The sequence below is a fragment of the Stutzerimonas sp. KH-1 genome (assembly GCF_054483855.1).
This window is the reverse complement of the sequence record NZ_CM137011.1, coordinates 2,588,561-2,605,319: the sequence shown is the minus strand read 5'-3', so window position 1 is coordinate 2,605,319 and position 16,759 is coordinate 2,588,561. Positions and strand designations below refer to the sequence as shown.

At 59.6% G+C, this 16,759-nt stretch carries 17 protein-coding genes; 7 read left to right on the top strand and 10 right to left on the bottom strand.

Going from position 1 to position 16,759, the window contains the following annotated elements; all coding sequences use genetic code 11:
- Positions 1–80 precede the first annotated feature (80 nt).
- From lspA to ispH, 3 genes are all read left to right on the top strand, one after another.
- Positions 81–584 (top strand): signal peptidase II, encoded by a 504-nt coding sequence (gene lspA / locus ACX1DW_RS12615; RefSeq protein ID WP_014595905.1) that lies wholly within the window; start codon positions 81–83, stop codon positions 582–584.
- Positions 577–1,014 carry an FKBP-type peptidyl-prolyl cis-trans isomerase gene (locus tag ACX1DW_RS12610; protein ID WP_458991659.1) on the top strand — a complete coding sequence of 146 codons (438 nt, stop codon included), beginning with the start codon at positions 577–579 and terminating at the stop codon, positions 1,012–1,014. The genes lspA and ACX1DW_RS12610 overlap by 8 nt, the downstream gene beginning before the upstream one ends.
- Positions 1,015–1,132: 118 nt before the next feature.
- Positions 1,133–2,077 (top strand): 4-hydroxy-3-methylbut-2-enyl diphosphate reductase, encoded by a 945-nt coding sequence (ispH, locus tag ACX1DW_RS12605; RefSeq protein ID WP_200600198.1) that lies wholly within the window; start codon positions 1,133–1,135, stop codon positions 2,075–2,077.
- 167 nt (positions 2,078–2,244) lie between these two features.
- Here ispH and ACX1DW_RS12600 read toward each other — a convergent pair whose 3' ends face one another.
- The 7 genes from ACX1DW_RS12600 to ACX1DW_RS12570 all read right to left on the bottom strand — a co-directional run bounded on the left by ACX1DW_RS12600 (position 2,245) and on the right by ACX1DW_RS12570 (position 9,558).
- On the bottom strand, positions 2,245–2,661 hold the full coding sequence (locus tag ACX1DW_RS12600; protein WP_200600196.1) for a type IV pilin protein: 417 nt from the start codon (positions 2,659–2,661) through the stop codon (positions 2,245–2,247).
- Positions 2,662–2,692: 31 nt separating this feature from the next.
- On the bottom strand, positions 2,693–6,394 hold the full coding sequence (locus tag ACX1DW_RS12595; RefSeq protein WP_234464347.1) for a pilus assembly protein: 3,702 nt from the start codon (positions 6,392–6,394) through the stop codon (positions 2,693–2,695).
- Between the two features lie 11 nt (positions 6,395–6,405).
- On the bottom strand, positions 6,406–7,011 hold the full coding sequence (locus ACX1DW_RS12590) for a PilX N-terminal domain-containing pilus assembly protein (RefSeq protein ID WP_200600194.1): 606 nt from the start codon (positions 7,009–7,011) through the stop codon (positions 6,406–6,408).
- Positions 7,008–7,859 carry a PilW family protein gene (locus ACX1DW_RS12585; RefSeq protein WP_200600192.1) on the bottom strand — a complete coding sequence of 284 codons (852 nt, stop codon included), beginning with the start codon at positions 7,857–7,859 and terminating at the stop codon, positions 7,008–7,010. The genes ACX1DW_RS12590 and ACX1DW_RS12585 overlap by 4 nt, the downstream gene beginning before the upstream one ends.
- Positions 7,856–8,407 carry a type IV pilus modification protein PilV gene (gene pilV, locus ACX1DW_RS12580; RefSeq protein ID WP_200600190.1) on the bottom strand — a complete coding sequence of 184 codons (552 nt, stop codon included), beginning with the start codon at positions 8,405–8,407 and terminating at the stop codon, positions 7,856–7,858. The genes ACX1DW_RS12585 and pilV overlap by 4 nt, the downstream gene beginning before the upstream one ends.
- 8 nt (positions 8,408–8,415) lie before the next feature.
- The gene (locus ACX1DW_RS12575; protein WP_458991658.1) at positions 8,416–8,907 is read right to left on the bottom strand and encodes a GspH/FimT family pseudopilin; all 492 of its coding nucleotides are present in this window, start codon (positions 8,905–8,907) and stop codon (positions 8,416–8,418) included.
- A gap of 153 nt (positions 8,908–9,060) precedes the next feature.
- Positions 9,061–9,558 carry a GspH/FimT family pseudopilin gene (locus ACX1DW_RS12570; protein ID WP_200600186.1) on the bottom strand — a complete coding sequence of 166 codons (498 nt, stop codon included), beginning with the start codon at positions 9,556–9,558 and terminating at the stop codon, positions 9,061–9,063.
- A 152-nt stretch (positions 9,559–9,710) separates the two neighbouring features.
- Here ACX1DW_RS12570 and thiO point away from each other — a divergent pair, with 152 nt between their 5' ends.
- From thiO to speA, 3 genes are all read left to right on the top strand, one after another.
- Positions 9,711–10,808: a glycine oxidase ThiO gene (gene thiO, locus ACX1DW_RS12565; RefSeq protein ID WP_200600179.1), complete on the top strand. Its 1,098-nt coding sequence runs from the start codon at positions 9,711–9,713 to the stop codon at positions 10,806–10,808.
- Between the two features lie 148 nt (positions 10,809–10,956).
- Positions 10,957–11,328 carry a translation initiation factor Sui1 gene (locus tag ACX1DW_RS12560; protein WP_200600177.1) on the top strand — a complete coding sequence of 124 codons (372 nt, stop codon included), beginning with the start codon at positions 10,957–10,959 and terminating at the stop codon, positions 11,326–11,328.
- A 122-nt stretch (positions 11,329–11,450) separates the two neighbouring features.
- The gene (speA, locus tag ACX1DW_RS12555; RefSeq protein ID WP_458991657.1) at positions 11,451–13,364 is read left to right on the top strand and encodes an arginine decarboxylase; all 1,914 of its coding nucleotides are present in this window, start codon (positions 11,451–11,453) and stop codon (positions 13,362–13,364) included.
- A 13-nt stretch (positions 13,365–13,377) separates the two neighbouring features.
- Here speA and ACX1DW_RS12550 read toward each other — a convergent pair whose 3' ends face one another.
- The 3 genes from ACX1DW_RS12550 to ACX1DW_RS12540 all read right to left on the bottom strand — a co-directional run bounded on the left by ACX1DW_RS12550 (position 13,378) and on the right by ACX1DW_RS12540 (position 15,581).
- The gene (locus tag ACX1DW_RS12550) at positions 13,378–13,836 is read right to left on the bottom strand and encodes a DUF2214 family protein (RefSeq protein ID WP_125856270.1); all 459 of its coding nucleotides are present in this window, start codon (positions 13,834–13,836) and stop codon (positions 13,378–13,380) included.
- A 2-nt stretch (positions 13,837–13,838) separates the two neighbouring features.
- Positions 13,839–15,212, bottom strand: a complete 1,374-nt coding sequence (locus tag ACX1DW_RS12545; protein WP_200600173.1) for an MATE family efflux transporter — start codon at positions 15,210–15,212, stop codon at positions 13,839–13,841.
- A gap of 75 nt (positions 15,213–15,287) precedes the next feature.
- Positions 15,288–15,581 carry a hypothetical protein gene (locus ACX1DW_RS12540; protein ID WP_125919653.1) on the bottom strand — a complete coding sequence of 98 codons (294 nt, stop codon included), beginning with the start codon at positions 15,579–15,581 and terminating at the stop codon, positions 15,288–15,290.
- 230 nt (positions 15,582–15,811) lie between these two features.
- Between ACX1DW_RS12540 and ACX1DW_RS12535 the strand changes: the two genes are divergently transcribed.
- Entirely contained in the window at positions 15,812–16,744 is a 933-nt protein-coding gene (locus ACX1DW_RS12535) for an SdiA-regulated domain-containing protein (RefSeq protein WP_458991656.1), read from the top strand.
- Positions 16,745–16,759: the final 15 nt, after the last annotated feature.

Sequence of the window (16,759 nt, the reverse complement as noted above, 5' to 3'; positions counted from 1 at the left end):
GCTCACCATCACGATGCGGTCTTCACTGCTGCTGGACTGATGCGCGCTCTGCCGCGTCGTGTTCCTGCGGAGGCCATTGCATGACGGCGCGTTTCGGCAAGCTTGCCTGGCTCTGGCTGAGCGTATTGGTCATCGCCCTCGATCAGGCCACCAAGCACTGGTTTGAGGCCAATTTCAGCCTGTACCAGAAGGTCGAGGTCATCCCCGACTACTTCGCCTGGACCCTGGCCTACAACACCGGTGCGGCGTTTAGCTTTCTGGCCGACCACAGCGGCTGGCAGCGCTGGCTGTTCGCGGCGATCGCCATTGGCGTGAGCGTCGTGCTGGTGGTCTGGCTCAAGCGCCTGAAGGCCAGCGAAACCTGGCTCGCCGTTGCGTTGGCTTTGGTATTGGGGGGCGCTTTGGGCAACCTCTATGACCGCGTGGTGCTTGGTCACGTGGTCGACTTCATCCTGGTGCATTGGCAGAACCGCTGGTACTTCCCGGCATTCAACATCGCCGATAGCGCCATTACCGTAGGCGCCGTGATGCTGGCGCTGGATATGTTCAAGGGCAACAAGACCGGAGAATCCGCACATGACTGAACAGCGCATTGGGCCGGACAAGGAAGTCACCCTGCATTTTGCGCTCGGCCTGGAGACGGGCGAGCTGGTCGACAGCACGTTCGACAAGAAACCGGCCACCTTCAAGGTGGGTGACGGCAACTTGCTGCCGGGTTTCGAGCAACAGCTCTATGGGCTCAAGGCCGGTGACAAGCGCACCCTGCAGATTGCTCCGGAGCAGGGCTTCGGCCAGATCAACCCGCAGAACGTGCAGGTCATGCCGCGCAGCCAGTTCGCCGGGATGGAGCTCTCCGAAGGCTTGATGGTGAGCTTTCAGGACGCGGCGCGCACCGAGCTGCCAGGGGTCGTGAAAGCCTTCGATGACAATCAGGCCACTGTGGACTTCAACCATCCTCTGGCTGGCAAGACCCTGACGTTCGAAGTCGAAATCATCGACGTCAAGCCGGTGTAACCGGCTCGCAGCCGGCGGGGGCGTTCGCGGCCGCCGGCTGACGAAGGGCACCCGAGAATGCCCGCACGTATCGCGTTACACTCCCCCGTCATCAAGCCTTCGCGTGCCGAGACCCATCATGCAAATCAAACTCGCCAACCCTCGCGGCTTCTGCGCGGGTGTAGATCGCGCCATCGAAATCGTCAACCGCGCTCTGGAAGTCTTCGGTCCTCCGATCTATGTGCGTCATGAGGTCGTGCACAACAAGTTCGTAGTGGAAGACCTGCGTGCCCGCGGTGCGGTCTTCGTCGAAGAGCTGGATCAGGTGCCGGACACCGTCATCGTCATCTTCAGCGCCCATGGCGTTTCGCAGGCCGTTCGGCAGGAGGCGGAGAAACGCGGCCTGAAGGTATTCGACGCCACCTGTCCGCTGGTGACCAAGGTGCATCTGGAAGTGGCCAAGTACAGCCGTGAAGGGCGCGAATGCATCCTCATCGGCCACCAGGGCCACCCTGAAGTCGAAGGAACCATGGGGCAGTACGACGCGCGCAATGGCGGCGCGATCTATCTGGTCGAGGATGAAGAGGATGTTGCCCAGCTGCAGGTGCGCAACCCCGAGGCCTTGGCGTTCGTCACCCAAACCACGTTGTCCATGGATGACACCAGTCGCGTCATCGACGCGCTGCGCAGCAAGTACCCGAGCATCGGCGGCCCACGCAAGGATGACATCTGCTACGCCACGCAGAATCGCCAGGATGCGGTAAAGCAACTGGCTGATGAGTGCGACGTGGTACTGGTGGTCGGCAGCCCCAACAGCTCAAACTCAAACCGTCTGCGTGAGCTGGCAGAGCGCATGAAGACCCCGGCCTATCTGATCGACGGCGCCGAGGACCTCAAGCGCGAGTGGTTCGAGAGCGTCGAGCGCATCGGCATCACTGCCGGCGCATCGGCACCTGAGGTGCTGGTGCGTGGGGTAATCGAGCAGCTGAAGGAGTGGGGCGCCACTGACATGAATGAATTGGAAGGGCGGCCGGAGAACGTGACGTTCTCCATGCCGAAGGAGTTGCGGTTGAAGCCTGTATGATCTGCTGTGAGCCATACTGCAAGGGTCTTTGAGAGTGCTGCGGAATAGTCGTATCGCGCTTAACGGAAGTCCTCCGAAAGAAACATAGCTGATTAGATAAACAGCCTCGCCCAGCGGGTCGAGGCTTCGTCAGCACTTTACGAGGCCCGTTAGGGCTCGCCGCTGGCTTAGCGCCAACACTCCGCGGCCGTCTTCCCACTGCCGGTCCTGTCTTTAGCGCCAAGGGCGTTCAGGGTTAGATTGCCGCATTTGGTGTCGCCAAACTGTTGTTCGGCTGTGAGCGTATAGCCGCCGTCCCCATTGGTTGTGCCCACGGATAGTGTGTATTTACCTGTTTCTGACGTATTACCGTTCCTCAATCCCAGCTTTGCTATATCGGCATCTGAAGTGATGTAGGCATTGTTCTGGCCGAAATAACGCTCCTGCCGAGCGGATGCATCGTTCAGCAGCGCCTGGCCCTCGGTACGGTTGCCGCGTTTTACGTACTCGTCATAACTCGGATAGGCAATCGCCGCGAGGATACCGATGATGGCGACCACTATCATGAGTTCAATCAGGGTAAAACCGCGCTCGGCACGTTTCATAGACTGCTCCGTTAATGCTGGACTCATCCCATTATTCCTGTTCGATACGACGCCAGCTCTGGCGGCCTAGGCTTGCGGGGTCCGGGTAGACGTTGATGCTCTCCTGGCCTGTGTTGTACTGGTATGTCCCGTCGGAATCCTGGGAAAGTGTACCTCCACCCTCGCCATCCTGACGGACTGCGGAGACGTTGGTCGTCCCGATATCCGTGGTTGGTATGTAGTCAAAGGCATTGTGAGAGGTTCTGCCGCCAGTGAAGGGATTGATGGCGTAGGTCCAGTTGTTCGCGCCATCACCGCAGGGGTCATCATTCGGAATCAGCGACTGGAAGAAGATCGTGCGACCTAGCTGCGACATGTTCTCCACCACCATTTCCCCCTGGCTCTGGCGCAGGTTAAGAAACCAGCCATTCTGTGCCGCCTGGGTATCGCTGCCCTGCCAGCTGACGTTGTTATTGCTCAAGACCAGACCTTGGCGCGTGGTGCCGTTGGCCTCGACTGTGGTTTGGGTGGTGATTGTCTGCTCCTGCAAGCTACTGCGAGCGATATTCGGGTCACTTGCTTCCTCGCCCAGCGTTTGTTTGTCCCAGATGCCGTATACCGTTTGAGCGAAGCTCTTGTCGCCTTCCTTGTCGCCGGTCTCGAAGAATTTGCCGGTACCGAATACGACCAGATAGCCGAACCCGGTGGGGTGTAGCACCAGGCTCGGTGCGGATGTAATGGGCTGACGACTTTCGGTGCCGGTGTTTGCTACGGCGCTGAACAGTGGTTCGCCGCCAAAGGCTACCTCGAAATCATCAATGGCGTTTTCGCTATCGTCTTCGGTGGTGAAGGGTGCCGTATCGCTCCGACCGTTACGTAGCAGATCGAAACGCCAAAGATTGCCCTGAAGATCTCCCGCGTAGGCATAGTCGGCTACACCGTCAGCGTTGTAGTCGGCAAGTTTGGGTGTCGAAAGGCCATTCGCAACCCCGTCTACACCCTCGACTTCCAGGCTACTAAGGAGCGTGCCCTCCATTGCATCGACGACGAACAAAGCCGCCTTGCCGTTGGTATTGTTGGGGCTTTCGTAACCATTGCCGAACACGACGGTCCATGTTCCGGTATGCAGTCGCGCAATAGTCGGTTGGGAGAAGCTGTAACCCATCTTTACTTCTGCATCATCAGGCAGGCTGCTATCGTCGAATTCCCACAGCAACTCCTCACTTCCCGGTGTCGTGATATCCAACGCAAAGATAGATTTGCCACCTGCCTTCAATGTGCCGACCAGAATGGTGCGCCATTCGGTGCCGTTATAGACATCTGCCACGACCGGGCTGCCATCCACATAAAACTCATGACTATAGTTGGTGCCGGTCAGCTTGTTCAGCTTAGGGAAAACGGCGCTGGGGACGAAGGCAAATTCTTCGACTCCGGTCAATGCGTTAAATCCGTGGAGCATGCCGTCATTGCCGCCTACATATACGCGGGGCGTTCGCCCGGCGATATTGGTTGCAAACGTCGAATACGCGGTATTGCCTTCCAAGCTGTTAGTGAAGTTCACCAGGTAGCGAGGGCCTGATACGACGGCGGGGCTGGACGAATAAAAGTCACCTAGGACACTACTGCGTTGACGGAAAGTTGAACCCTCGCCAGTGCGGTTGCCGCGGAGATACTGTAAGCGCTGCTCTCCCTTTGCGTCCGGCAAATTACTATTCTCCGGGTCACGGCTGAGCAAGTTTGCTAACGTGCCGGCAGTACTGGCAGAGCCGGCGTTGTCCCAAGTGAAGTCCGCCAAACCGCTGTTCGTGTCTCCGGCCATTTTTATGATCCGGCTTTGCCAGCCTGGCACCTGGCTTTTTGCGCTCCATACTTCGGATGTTTCAAAAGCGTTGTTTTGAGCGCTCCAGACTTTTTCGAAGCGCTTGACGTCGCCAGACCAATTATCGTCGCTGGCATAGGACGTCTGGTAAGAAACCGTCTTGACAGTGCCGTTGTCGTTTTCGTCTGTACTAACTTGACCTGAGTTAATTGCGGGGCGCGCCGCCGTGGACTTGCGGTCCGCGATGCGCGAGAGGATGTCATCGAAGGCCTGAACCATTGCTTCGGGGCTGTCGACACTGAAGAACTCGCCGCGTGAGTTGATGGCGGCATGCCAGAGGTCGTAGACATTATTGGCGCTGCCGCTGGAAGCTGGCGGCCAGGTTGCTGTGCCAGCGACCAGGTTGGTGTAGCCCTGTCCTGCGAAAGTACCGCCCGCCCAAGGAATATTTGCGCTGTTCAGTGATTCGGTTAGGCCGAGCCCCATCACGAAGTTGGTCATATGCTGCCAAGTCGCCGGGTCGTTGCGGGCGTCCCAGTAGTCAGTTGTCGTATCGCCGCTTTTGAAGGGGGTGTACGCCGGCAAGTCATTGTCCAGATCTGGGTTAAGGTCGGTAGCCCAGTAGTGCATGGCCAGGTCGGCCAGAGTTTCACTCGTGCTGTCGTAATAGGGCTTGCGCTCGCTATAAGCACGGCCGTCAGGCAGGTTGAAGGTCGCAGCATCGTGACGGAAATTGCTGGGCATTGTAGTGGTGGAGTTCCATTGCCCGTCAGTCATCAGGATGTGGTAACTGGCACGGCACGCATAGGTATTTAGGCTGGTGTTACCTGTCCCGTTTGGAGTTTTCTGCCACGGCGTACTAGTGGTGTAAAATTCGCCTGCTCGTTTCATCGCCGCTGGCAGGTAGGTGGTTTGGTTAAAGTTAATGTTTTGCAACCAAGCGTAAAGCTGCCCTTTGTGTGTAGGTGAGTAATCTTTCAGAGAGTTATTGTAGCAGTTCGTCGTATCGGTACCTGTAAAACTCTTGCAGTTGCCAAGGCCTTGCCAAGTCAGGCGAACCGAAGGTGAAAGATCATAGAACGCCAGTGCCGCAGCGGAAATGGTAGCTAAAGCGCGATTACGGTAGAAGGAATACCAGTTGGCAAAGTTCTGTTGTTGTTCGCTGCTGACGAAATTTAGCGTATAGCAGTCGTCGTTCGCTTTGCTGCAATTGTTAGCAAGGCTAGAGTCGTAAGTGTAGTAGTAGGCTGGAACACCGCGCTGCGCTAGAGTCGCGGTGTAGGTGTTGGTTGCAGTTCGACTGCAATTAGCAGTGACGCTAACGCCAGAAATAGTCGCAGTGGCGCTACATGCAGAGCTACTGGTGCGGTTAATTGCGAACTGAATGCCAGCGTCATTGGTGACTGTAGATGTGCCATTGGTGTTACGTACTACGCTCGCACTGAAGTCGCCCGCAGGATTCTCTCCCAAGCGGTTAGAGGTGTTGCTATAGCCGTAGGTATTGGCCTGTGAGCTGAGTAGGTCGTAGCTCCAGGTGAATTTGTAGTCGCTGCGTAGATCAATACTGCCAAGGGTGCTTTTGTAACCGTTAAGTAAAGCGGCGCTATAGCTGGTAGAAAGTGGCTGTTCTGTACCGTTCGTATCGAAAACGATGGGTGCGTCGTAGCTGATGCTTGGGTTGAAATAAAGTGGATTGAAATCGCTCGATTTCGCTCGTCGCGTCGCGTGTATGCCATTGACGTTATCGGGGGCGAAGGCCCAGCGCATACTGCCTGAGTCATCCAGCGTAAGTGCCATGTTCGGCGGGACGCCAACGGTGAGGCTCAAAGGGCTCTGAGATACCGCGGCATGTGCATCTGCAGCGCTTAGCAAGACGAGGCCGAAGGCAGCGTAGGAGAGAGTCTTGACGTGAGCGTAGAGGCGAAACGGGTGCATGATGTCGGCTCTCAATTGTTAAGACCAAGGTAAATATTGGCGTGCGTCGACTGCAAATACAGAGCATCACCGGTCTTGCCGTTGTTGAGGTAGAAATAGGTGCCACTTCCCTGGCCGCGTCCGCCGTATTCGGCGTTGACAGCAGCATTGCCGGCTTCATCCGCCAGGATGCTATTGAAGTAGGCGTTGGCCTCCGTGTCGGCAGTGGGGTCCGTACCTCGGTACGGCATCCAAATGTTCGAGGCGGTCAAGAGATCATCCCCGTCGGCCTGTTGGGGTTGCTCCACGAATGCCAGTAAGCGATCTGTCTTGATCTCAAGTAGGCAAGGACTGTTGATTCCATTGGTCTTCAAGGTGTTAGCCGCCAAACAGTTCGCTGCTTTAGCTTCAAGCTTTTCGGACAAGTTGCCGGGACCGTAAAAACGAAATTCGGCTTCGCGCAATGCCGCGTCTGCAATGTTCTGGCTTTTCATGTCGTGTTCGCGGTTTGCCGTGATGCGGGATTCGAGCGTCACCCCTCGCATGCTGCTGACGGCCAGTACAGTCAGCACCAGCAACATCACGAGCGAAACAAGAAGTACCGCTCCGCCCTGAGACTGGCGGGAAATGAGCATCATGGCATTAGATTCCTAATGGTTTGCGTGGCGCCTGCCACTTGGTAGATGCGCTTGTTATCTGCCTCTTGCAGTCGGGTCTGCGCATTCGTTGAGGCTTCTAGCAGCCAGTCGGCAAGAACCTTCGAATCATCGCTGTCGCGCTGTCCTGCGCGACTTGCGAGTAGTAGGGCATAGCGGACGCTACGAATTGCTCCGCTGGTGGGCGTCCAGTCTGCTTGCTGGATGAAGGTGGTGACCTCCTTTTCGAGCATGTCAGTCTTTCCTACACCGAAGTCCAAGCGCAGATCTGCGATGCCGCTGAGCACCTCTCCATACTGCGGGCTGGTTGCGTTGAGGCTTTTGCACAGGAGGCGGCCATCCTGCAGCTGGTCGTCGCTGCTGGGTTCGTACTTGAATGCCAGAACGGTAAGGTCGCCTGCGTCAGGCGGGGAAGAAGGGAAGGCTTCGTCATATACAACAGGGCTGGTCGTGCCCTGACAGTCCAGTTCCCCGCTAGTCTGTGGCTGATAGCGGATGCAAATTCCGACTCCCTCACTGGGATCCAGTCCGGTAGCGGCATGTCCTGCGTTGAACGCGAGGCATCCACCGGAAGCCGGCCGGGAGGGAAATACGATCTCCAGCAGCGCTGAAGGCGTCCGACGATAGCCGGCCTTACCCAAGTAGTCGTTAATGATTAAAGCGGCGAAACGACTATTTTCGGCGTTCCCGGCCTGATTCTGCTGGAAGACATAGTTACGCTTGTTGTCGATATAGACTTGTGTAATTCCGAGGATTAGAAAGCTGCTGATCGCCAATGCGATAAGGAGCTCTACCATTGATAAGCCGAGTTGATGCTTAATGTGATTCATGGTTCTACTCGAATTGTATAGCTGCAGACATCGGAGTTGTCCCCGTCGAGGCATTCGCCGTCACGGACTTGCCACGCCAGCCGGATTTCAAGCATTGAGCCCTTGCCATCGCAATCGCCTGGAGTAGAGCTTCGGCAGATGTATACATCGCTATCGAACAGCTCGCTGCCGCCTGGCAACAATGCTTCAACCTTGTCTGCCCAGCAGTCGCGTAGTTCTTTTGCAGTTTTTGCAATTTGGGTCGGGCTAGCGACGCAGCTCTCGCGGTCGGTGAAGTCATCACCGGCGTTTTTGTAAAACACGGAGGCGTCTTTTAATCCGCTGTTCATAGGGAACTGCGGAGGCGAGGTATTGAAGAGTTCTTTTGGGTGGGCTCGCACGATTTCGATCAAGTCGCTTGCCAGAACGATGGCTGTGTTGCGCTGCACCGAGTCCTGCGTGTATTGGATGCTGCGCCCCTGCAGAGCCACCATGCCTAGTATGCCGATGGTGGTTAGCAGCAGGGCCACCAACACCTCTATTAGGCTGAAGCCTTTATCGGTTTTCATTGGGGTCCTCATGGTGTACAGCTGTCCAAGGCAGCTCCGTCTTTTTTGCCTCGTGGGTAGAGAACGAGGCCGCCGCTAGCTTGCACTTCGAGCAGATAGCCCGTGGTCGGGTCTGAATCGCGGCATATGGTGAACTTGGCCGGTGTAGCGGTACCGTTGGCCCGGTAGACCAGCTTGTCGTCGCTGAGGGCTGAGCTGAGAATTTCCGCGTGTTCGGGGTTATGCTCCAAGATTCGCTCGACCTCCCCGTTTCCCGCGTTACTGATTTCCCAGGGCGCATTGCTCTTGATCTGCACTTCGTATACCTGTCGGTTAAGGACCGCTTGACCGCGTGCGTGCTGCAGAAAGATAACCAGTTCCTCTGCCTTGCTTTGCACTTGGTTATTACGTATCAGGCTATTGAAGCTAGGGACCGCGATGGCTGCGAAAATGCCAAGCAAGGTAAGGGTGATCATCAGCTCGACCAGGGTGAATCCGTGCATGTCGGTTCGGCGTGACATGATGTACTCCAAGAGAATCGTGAGCGGATGATGCAAATGTGTTGGTGTCTTGTCCGCATGATGGAGATCGTTGGTGTGTTTGTACGGATAAACGGTCGACGCTCGGTTCAGGCTGTGATGGCGTCGATGTTTGCTTGGAGTTTGTGTTCGGGCTCACTGGCATAGATGGGCTTTACTGATGTTTTCTGCCTCTGACGATTGGCGAATTCGCCCGTGGCGGCTGACGACGACCTGCCACGCGATCTGCTCCCCTGAGCATTGATAGAAACGACCATTGCTGGCCGGTGATGCCCCGTTATCGCGAAAGCGAATGCTGTCGCTAAAGCCAATCCAGCTGAGCTCGTCGTGATGTGGAAGTTGGGTTAGCTGAAGTATCTGTCCCCCTGTCGTGCGTACAAGCCAGCCATGTTTCCAGTTCGCTGAACATGTCGCTCCGTCTTCGCTTCCGCATATCTCTATCGTGCGGCGCTGCAGAACTGCTTGCGTGCGAGCGTTGTGCAATACGTTCTCTATCTCATCTTTCAGTGCTTCCTGGCGGCTTCTTTCAATCAAGTTGCCGAACGCGGGGATAGCTATCGCAGCGACAACAGTCAATACCAGTAGAGTGACCATCAACTCGATAAGCGTGAAGCCTTGATTTCGGTTCTCCATAGTGCGGTTCCTTTGCACGTATGATGCTCAGCCGTCCTGGCTGCTGTTTGTCTACCGCGTACGCGAGACGCACAGACGTTCTTTTAATGCAGCCTGTCCGTCCGACCAAGCGAGGGCGGGCAGAAATGTGAACCAGATGGTTGGAGAAATGCGTGAATCAAGAAGTGATCATTGTCGGCGGGGGTGTTATTGGGCTGCTGTCGGCCTATCGGCTGGCGGAGGCCGGCAAGTCGGTGCTGCTACTGGAATCGGGCGATGTCGGCAGCGAAGCCTCCTGGGCTGGCGGCGGGATCGTTTCGCCTCTGTACCCGTGGCGCTACAGCCCGGCGGTTACGGCGCTTGCGCATTGGTCGCAGGACTTCTACCCACAACTGGGTGATCGGCTGCTGAGAGAGACGGGGGTGGACCCCGAGGTGCATGTGACGGGTCTCTATTGGCTCGATCTGCAGGACGAGGCCGAGGCGCTGAGTTGGGCCGAGCGCTATGGCCGACCGTTGCAATCGGTGTCGATGGAGACCGTGCACCAGGCAGTGCCCTCGCTGGGTGAGGGTTATGAGCGGGCCGTGTATATGCAGGGAGTCGCCAACATTCGCAATCCGCGGCTGCTGCAGGCGTTGCGTGCGGCGCTGCGGCAGCTGCCCAATGTGAATGTGATCGAGCATTGCCCGGTCGAGGGCTTTCTGCAGGACGGCTCGCGGGTCGTGGGCGTGAGGACGGCGCAGGGCGATATGCGTGCCGAGCAGGTCGTGGTGGCGGCGGGCGCCTGGAGTGCACAGCTGCTGGCGACGCTGGGACTGGAGATTCCGGTCAAGCCGATGAAGGGACAGATGATTCTCTTCAAATGCGCGGAGGACTTCCTGCCGAGCATGGTGCTGGCCAAGCGGCGCTATGCGATTCCCCGTCGCGACGGCCATATTCTGGTCGGCAGCACGCTGGAAGATGTCGGTTTCGACAAGACGCCCACCGAGGATGCGCTGGAAAGCCTGCGAGCGACCGCAATCGAATTGCTGCCCGCGCTCGCCGACGCGCAAGTGGTCAAGCACTGGGCAGGTCTGCGTCCTGGTTCGCCGGACGGTGTGCCTTATATAGGGCAGGTCAGCGGTTTCGATGGGCTGTGGCTGAACTGCGGGCACTTCCGCAACGGGCTGGTGCTGGCACCGGCGTCCTGCCAGCTTCTGGCGGATCTGATGCTCGGCCGCGAACCGATCGTGGACCCGGCACCTTATGCGCCAACCGGACGTATCGTCTGAGTCGCGCAGGCTCGAACTTTTCTCGCAGGTCGTCCGGCCGGCACTGGTCGTTGTCCGGGCGGCGGTCTGCTAGCTGGGCCGCAATGCTGGTAAATTAGCCGGCTGTTCGGTCCTGTCAGACAGGACCAGATTCGCGAGCGAGGTTTGCGTGGCCAAGAAAACCACTTCCCTGGCCGGCCTGGGTGGGCTGGTCTATTCCACCGACAGCGGTCGGCATTGTCCCGACTGCAGTCAGCCTCTGGGCAGCTGCGTGTGCAAGCAAAACCTCGTGCCAGAGGGAGACGGTGTCGCGCGGGTACGTCGCGAGAGCAAGGGGCGAGGCGGCAAGACGGTGACCACCATCAGCGGCGTGCCCCTGCCGGAAAGCGAACTCAAGGAACTGGCCAGCGCGCTGAAGCGCCGCTGCGGTACCGGCGGGGCGCTGAAAGACGGCGTCATCGAGATTCAGGGCGATCATGTCCAGTTGCTGGTCGACGAACTCGGCAAACGCGGCTTCAAGGCCAAGAAGTCTGGCGGCTAAGTGCCGCTGTGACAGCCTCACCAATTTTCACCTTTTTGCGCATATCGGCTGTCGAAGCCGCATAGCCTTCGCCGGGCACATCTGCTTGCGGCGAAACGTTCAATTTTTTCCGGGAGGCTTCGATGCCTGTACGACGCACACGTAAAGACGACGGTAGCCAGTGGACCGCTGCCGATAGCCGCAGCATCTATGGCATTCGCCACTGGGGTGCCGGTTACTTCGCCATCAGTGATCAGGGCAACGTCGAGGTTCGCCCGCAGGGCCCCAGCGGCGAGCCGATCGAGTTCAACGGGCTGATCGAGCAATTGCGCGAGGCGGGGCTGTCGCTGCCGCTGCTGGTGCGCTTTCCCGGCATCCTGCAGGACCGCGTGCGGCGCCTGACCGGTGCCTTCGACGCCAACATCGAGCGCATGGAGTACGCCGGCAAGTACACCGCGTTGTACCCGATCAAGGTCAATCAGCAGGAAGCGGTGGTGGAAAACATCATCGCCACGCAGAACGTCTCCATCGGTCTGGAGGCGGGCTCCAAGCCAGAGCTGATGGCGGTGCTGGCGCTGGCGCCGAAGGGCGGCACCATCGTCTGCAACGGCTACAAGGACCGCGAGTTCATTCGGCTGGCGCTGATGGGGCAAAAGCTCGGCCACAACGTGTTCATCGTCATCGAGAAGGAGTCCGAGGTCGGCCTGGTGATCGAGGAGGCCAACGAGCTCAAGCTGACCCCGCAGGTCGGCCTGCGTGTGCGCCTGTCGTCGCTGGCATCTTCGAAGTGGGCCGATACCGGCGGCGAGCGCTCGAAGTTCGGCCTGTCCGCCGCGCAGCTGCTTTCGGTGATCGAGCGCTTCCGCGCTGTCGAGATGGACCAGGGTATTCGCCTGTTGCACTTCCACATGGGCTCGCAGATCGCCAACCTGGCCGACTACCGCCAGGGCTTCCGGGAAGCCATCCGCTATTACGCAGAATTGCGTGCACTCGGGCTGCCGGTGGATTACATCGATGTCGGCGGCGGCCTGGGAGTCGACTACGACGGCACCCACTCGCGCAATGCCAGTTCGATCAACTACGACATCGACGAATACGCCGGTACTGTGGTCGGCATGCTCAAGGAGTTCTGCGAGGCGCAGGGCCTGCCGCATCCGAACATCTTCTCCGAGAGTGGGCGGGCCATGACCGCACATCATGCGGTGCTGGTCATGCAGGTCACTGACGTCGAGCGGCACAACGACGAAATACCGCAGATCGACAACTACGACGAGCTGCCGGACATCGTGCAGTCGCTGGCCGATCTGCTCGGGCCGACCGACCCGGAAATGGTCACCGAGACCTACTGGCGCGCCACCCATTACATGAGCGAGTCCAGCGCACAGTACGCGTCCGGCAAGCTGACGCTGGCACAGAAGGCGCTGGCCGAGCAGAGCTATTTCGCCATCTGCCGCCGCCTGTACAACCAGCTCAAGGCTCGTCAGCGCTCGCACCGCGCAGTGCTCGACGAGCTCAACGACAAGCTGGCGGACAAGTACATCTGCAATTTCTCGGTGTTCCAGAGCCTGCCGGACACCTGGGCGATCGACCAGATTCTGCCGATCGTGCCGCTGCAGCGGCTGACCGAGGAGCCGGTGCGGCGCGCCGTGCTGCAGGACCTGACCTGCGACTCGGACGGCAAGATCAAGCACTACGTCGACGAGCAGAGCATCGAGAGCAGCATGCCGGTGCACGAGGTCGCGCCTGGCGAGGAGTATTTCCTCGGGGTGTTCCTGGTGGGTGCCTATCAGGAAATTCTCGGCGACATGCACAACCTGTTCGGCGATACCGATTCGGTGAACGTCTATCAGCGCGAGGACGGTAGCTACTACCACGCCGGCATCGAGACCCATGACACCATCGAGGGCATGCTGCGCTATGTGCATCTGTCGCCAGAGGAGCTGATGACCTACTACCGCGACAAGGTGGCCGGGGCCAAGTTGAGCGCCAAGGAACGCACGCAGTACATCGACGCGCTGCGCCTGGGACTGACGCGTTCGTCCTACCTGACACCCTGAAGGGTGCCCGGCGTCAGCCGGGCATGACGCCGAAGCCCCGTGCCATCAGCGCCGCCAGCAGGGGAATCAGCGCGAGCAGCAGCAGCTCCAGGCGGATGGTCAGCTTGACCCATCTGGCGCTGCCGCTCGAGATGGTCGGTGCCTGGCCTGCCGCGAGAGCGGGGCGCCAGCGCAGAAAGGTCAGCGTCGGGTAGATGGACAGGACGGCGACGACCACGAACAAACCGACCTTGGCGTGAAAGAAGCTGTTCTTCAGGTAGTAGTCCAGTCCCTTGCCGTAGAAGACCGCCCGGGCGATGCCGCTCGCCAGCACGGCCGCGGCCGTGATGCCAAAGGCTATGTCGATGCGGAACAGGCTGCGCGCGCGCTCCAGCGTCAGCGGCTGGCGGAACAGCTGATGCTCCAGCAGCAACAGGGAAAAGAGCAGGAAGATCGCCAGAAAGTGCAAGTAGGCGGCAATGGCATAGGCCATGTTCAGCGTCCTTCGGAATGGGTGGTGCCAGGCGTGCTCATGGTAAACCAGGCACCGCGGCGCTGCAGACGCAAGGCGAGCACGCCCAGGCAGATGCCACGCGTCAGCATGAAGGCGAGAAAGGCCAGCCACAAGCCGTGATTGCCCAGCCCCTGCAGCAGCCAGCCGAGCGGCAACGTCAGCGCCACTGCCAGCAGCATGCTGTTGCGCATCTCCCGCGCGCGGGTGGCACCGATGAACAACCCATCGAGCAGATAGCTCCAGACCGCGATCAGCGGCAATGCCGCCAGATAGGGCAGGTAGGTCAGCGCGGTCTGGCGTACCTCGGGGATGTCGGTCTGCAACTGGATGAACAGCTGGCCGCCAAGCAGGAAGAACAGGCCGAAGGCGACGCTGGCCAGCAGTGACCAGCCCCCGGCGACCACCATCACCCGCTGCAGCGCGTTGCGGTCGCGGGCACCGATGGCATGCCCGCTCAAGGCTTCCACGGCATGGGCCAGTCCGTCGAGGGCGTGCGCGGTCAGCAGCAGGCCATTGAGTAGCAGCGCGTTGGCGGCGACTGTGGCATCACCCAGGCGGGTGCCCTGCACTGTCACTAGGAAGAACACCAGTTGTAGCGCCAGCGAGCGCAGGAAGATATCGCGGTTGACCGCCATCAGCGGTCGCCAGCTCAACCAGCGGCGCAGCGCGCGGGTATCAACTCGACCGGGATAGCGGGCCAGCGCCTTGCCGGTGAGCGCCAGGCCAAGCAGCGCGCCGCTCCATTCGGCGATCACCGAGGCGCGTGCGGCGCCGGCCACGCCCCAGTCGAGGCCGAGCACGAACCACAGGTCCAGCACGACATTGATCAGGTTCGTCGTCAGCAGAATGGCCAGCGGCGCGCGGGCGTTCTGCGTGCCGAGAAACCAGCCGATCAGCGCATAGCTGGCCAGCGCCGCGGGCAGGCCGAACAGGCGCGTGTGGAAATAGTCGCGGGTCAGGTCGTCCAGCTCCGCCGAGGGTTGCATCAGCTGCAGCGCGGCGCCCTTGAGCGGCACACCGACGAGGCTCAGCAGCAGGGCGAAGCCGGCGGCCAGCAACAGTCCCTGCAACAATATCTGGCGCAGCGCGCCGCCATCCTGGCGGCCGGCTGCCTGTGCGGCGAAGCCGGTGGTACCCATGCGCAGGAAGCCCATCACCCACACCAGCAGCGTATACAGGCTACCGCCGACGGCAACCGCGCCCAGCTGGTGAGCGTGCGGCAGATGGCCGATCACGCTGCTGTCCACCAGTGCGACCAGCGGAACGGAAAGGTTGGACAGGATCATCGGCGCCGCCAGCGCCCACACCTTGCTGTGGGTGGGGGTGTGACGCCAGGCGGCAAGCATGCTGGACATTACGGGCCTCCGGGACGGCCCGGCACTATACGTGGCATGCAACGAAAGAGGAAAACCCGAGCGTTAGGCTGCGCGTCAGTGAATCAACCAGCTCAGCAGCCACAGCCCGAGGAACAGCCAGATCAGCCCGCCGATGATCGAGCCGCGAAAGAACGCGCGGACCGCCGCAACCAGCAACAGCAGGCCGATCGCCAGCGCTACCAGGCTGATCAGCGAGCGGTCCATGCCCAGCGTACGCGACAACCCCTCGAGGAAATTCTGTCCGGCCCTGGCAAACAGGCCGAAGAAGTCGCCCAACGCCTCGACGATGAAACGAATGACTGCGCCCAGCGCCTGTCCCAGCCACTCGAAGAATCCTTCTACCCGCATGTATCACTCTCCTGAACGTTCGATTGCGGTGCTCAAGCACGGCCTTGGGCATTGGGCTCTCGAGTGCGCCCGAGAGTTCCGAACGGTCGCCGCTGCGCTGGAACCACCAGGGCGGGAGGCGGTCGGAATGTCGCTGTGAGTCCTTTGCGCATCATGCGTTCCCGACCTTCATGCAACTGCAACAAGCGCCAGGCAGCCTGCCTACCATTCCCTGAACGAGAAGACCAACGATGCTGGCCATTGCCAGAGCGCGCCTGGAACGAATCACGACACTGCGCCCGGCCTGGGCCTATGGCTGCGTCTTTTTCGGCCTGCTCTACGTTGTCACCGCCACTCATCTGGATGAGCGGCTGTTCTATACGCTGAAAACCACCTGGCATGAAAGCAGCTGGGAAAGGCACAGTCTCTGGCTACCCGAATACCGGGTGAAGATCGACGCGCTGCCGGTGGCCACGGTGGAAGACAATCTTTCCGGGCTGACCTATGACGAACGCCGCGATCATCTCTGGGGTGTCGTCAATAACCCCGAAGAGCTGCTGGCGTTGGACAAGGATGGCGGCTTCCTCGCGCGCTATCCGCTGCGCGGGTTCCAAGACGTAGAGGGCGTGACCTATCTGGGAGATGACCTGCTGGTGTTGACCGAGGAGCGCAAGCAGTCGCTGGTGATCGTGCAGGTTCCCAGGGTTGCCGGACCGCTGCAGCGTACCGACGCCCGCTCCATCACCCTGGCCCTGAACGACGAGGACAATACAGGTTTCGAGGGCGTCGGGTACGACCGCGCCGGTGATCGGCTGTTCGTGGTCAAGGAGCACTCACCTCGCAAGCTCTACGAGATCCAGGGCATCAAGCGCAGCCTGGCCGGCGACATGGACATCAAGATCATCGACCGCCAGGCCTGGATCGACAAGCTGGACATGGCCAGCGACCTGTCGTCGGTGCATTTCGACGAGCAGACCGGTCACCTCGTGTTGCTCAGCGACGAGGCGAAGATGATGCTGGAGCTGGATGCCGAGGGCGAGCTGGTCAGCTTCCGCTCGCTATGGCGCGGTTTCGCCGGGCTCGAGCGCAGCGTGCCGCAGGCCGAGGGCATGACTTTCGATGCGCAGGGCAATCTCTACCTGGTCAGCGAGCCGAACCTGTTCTACGCCTTCGAACACGAGTGATGCCCCGCCGCGCAC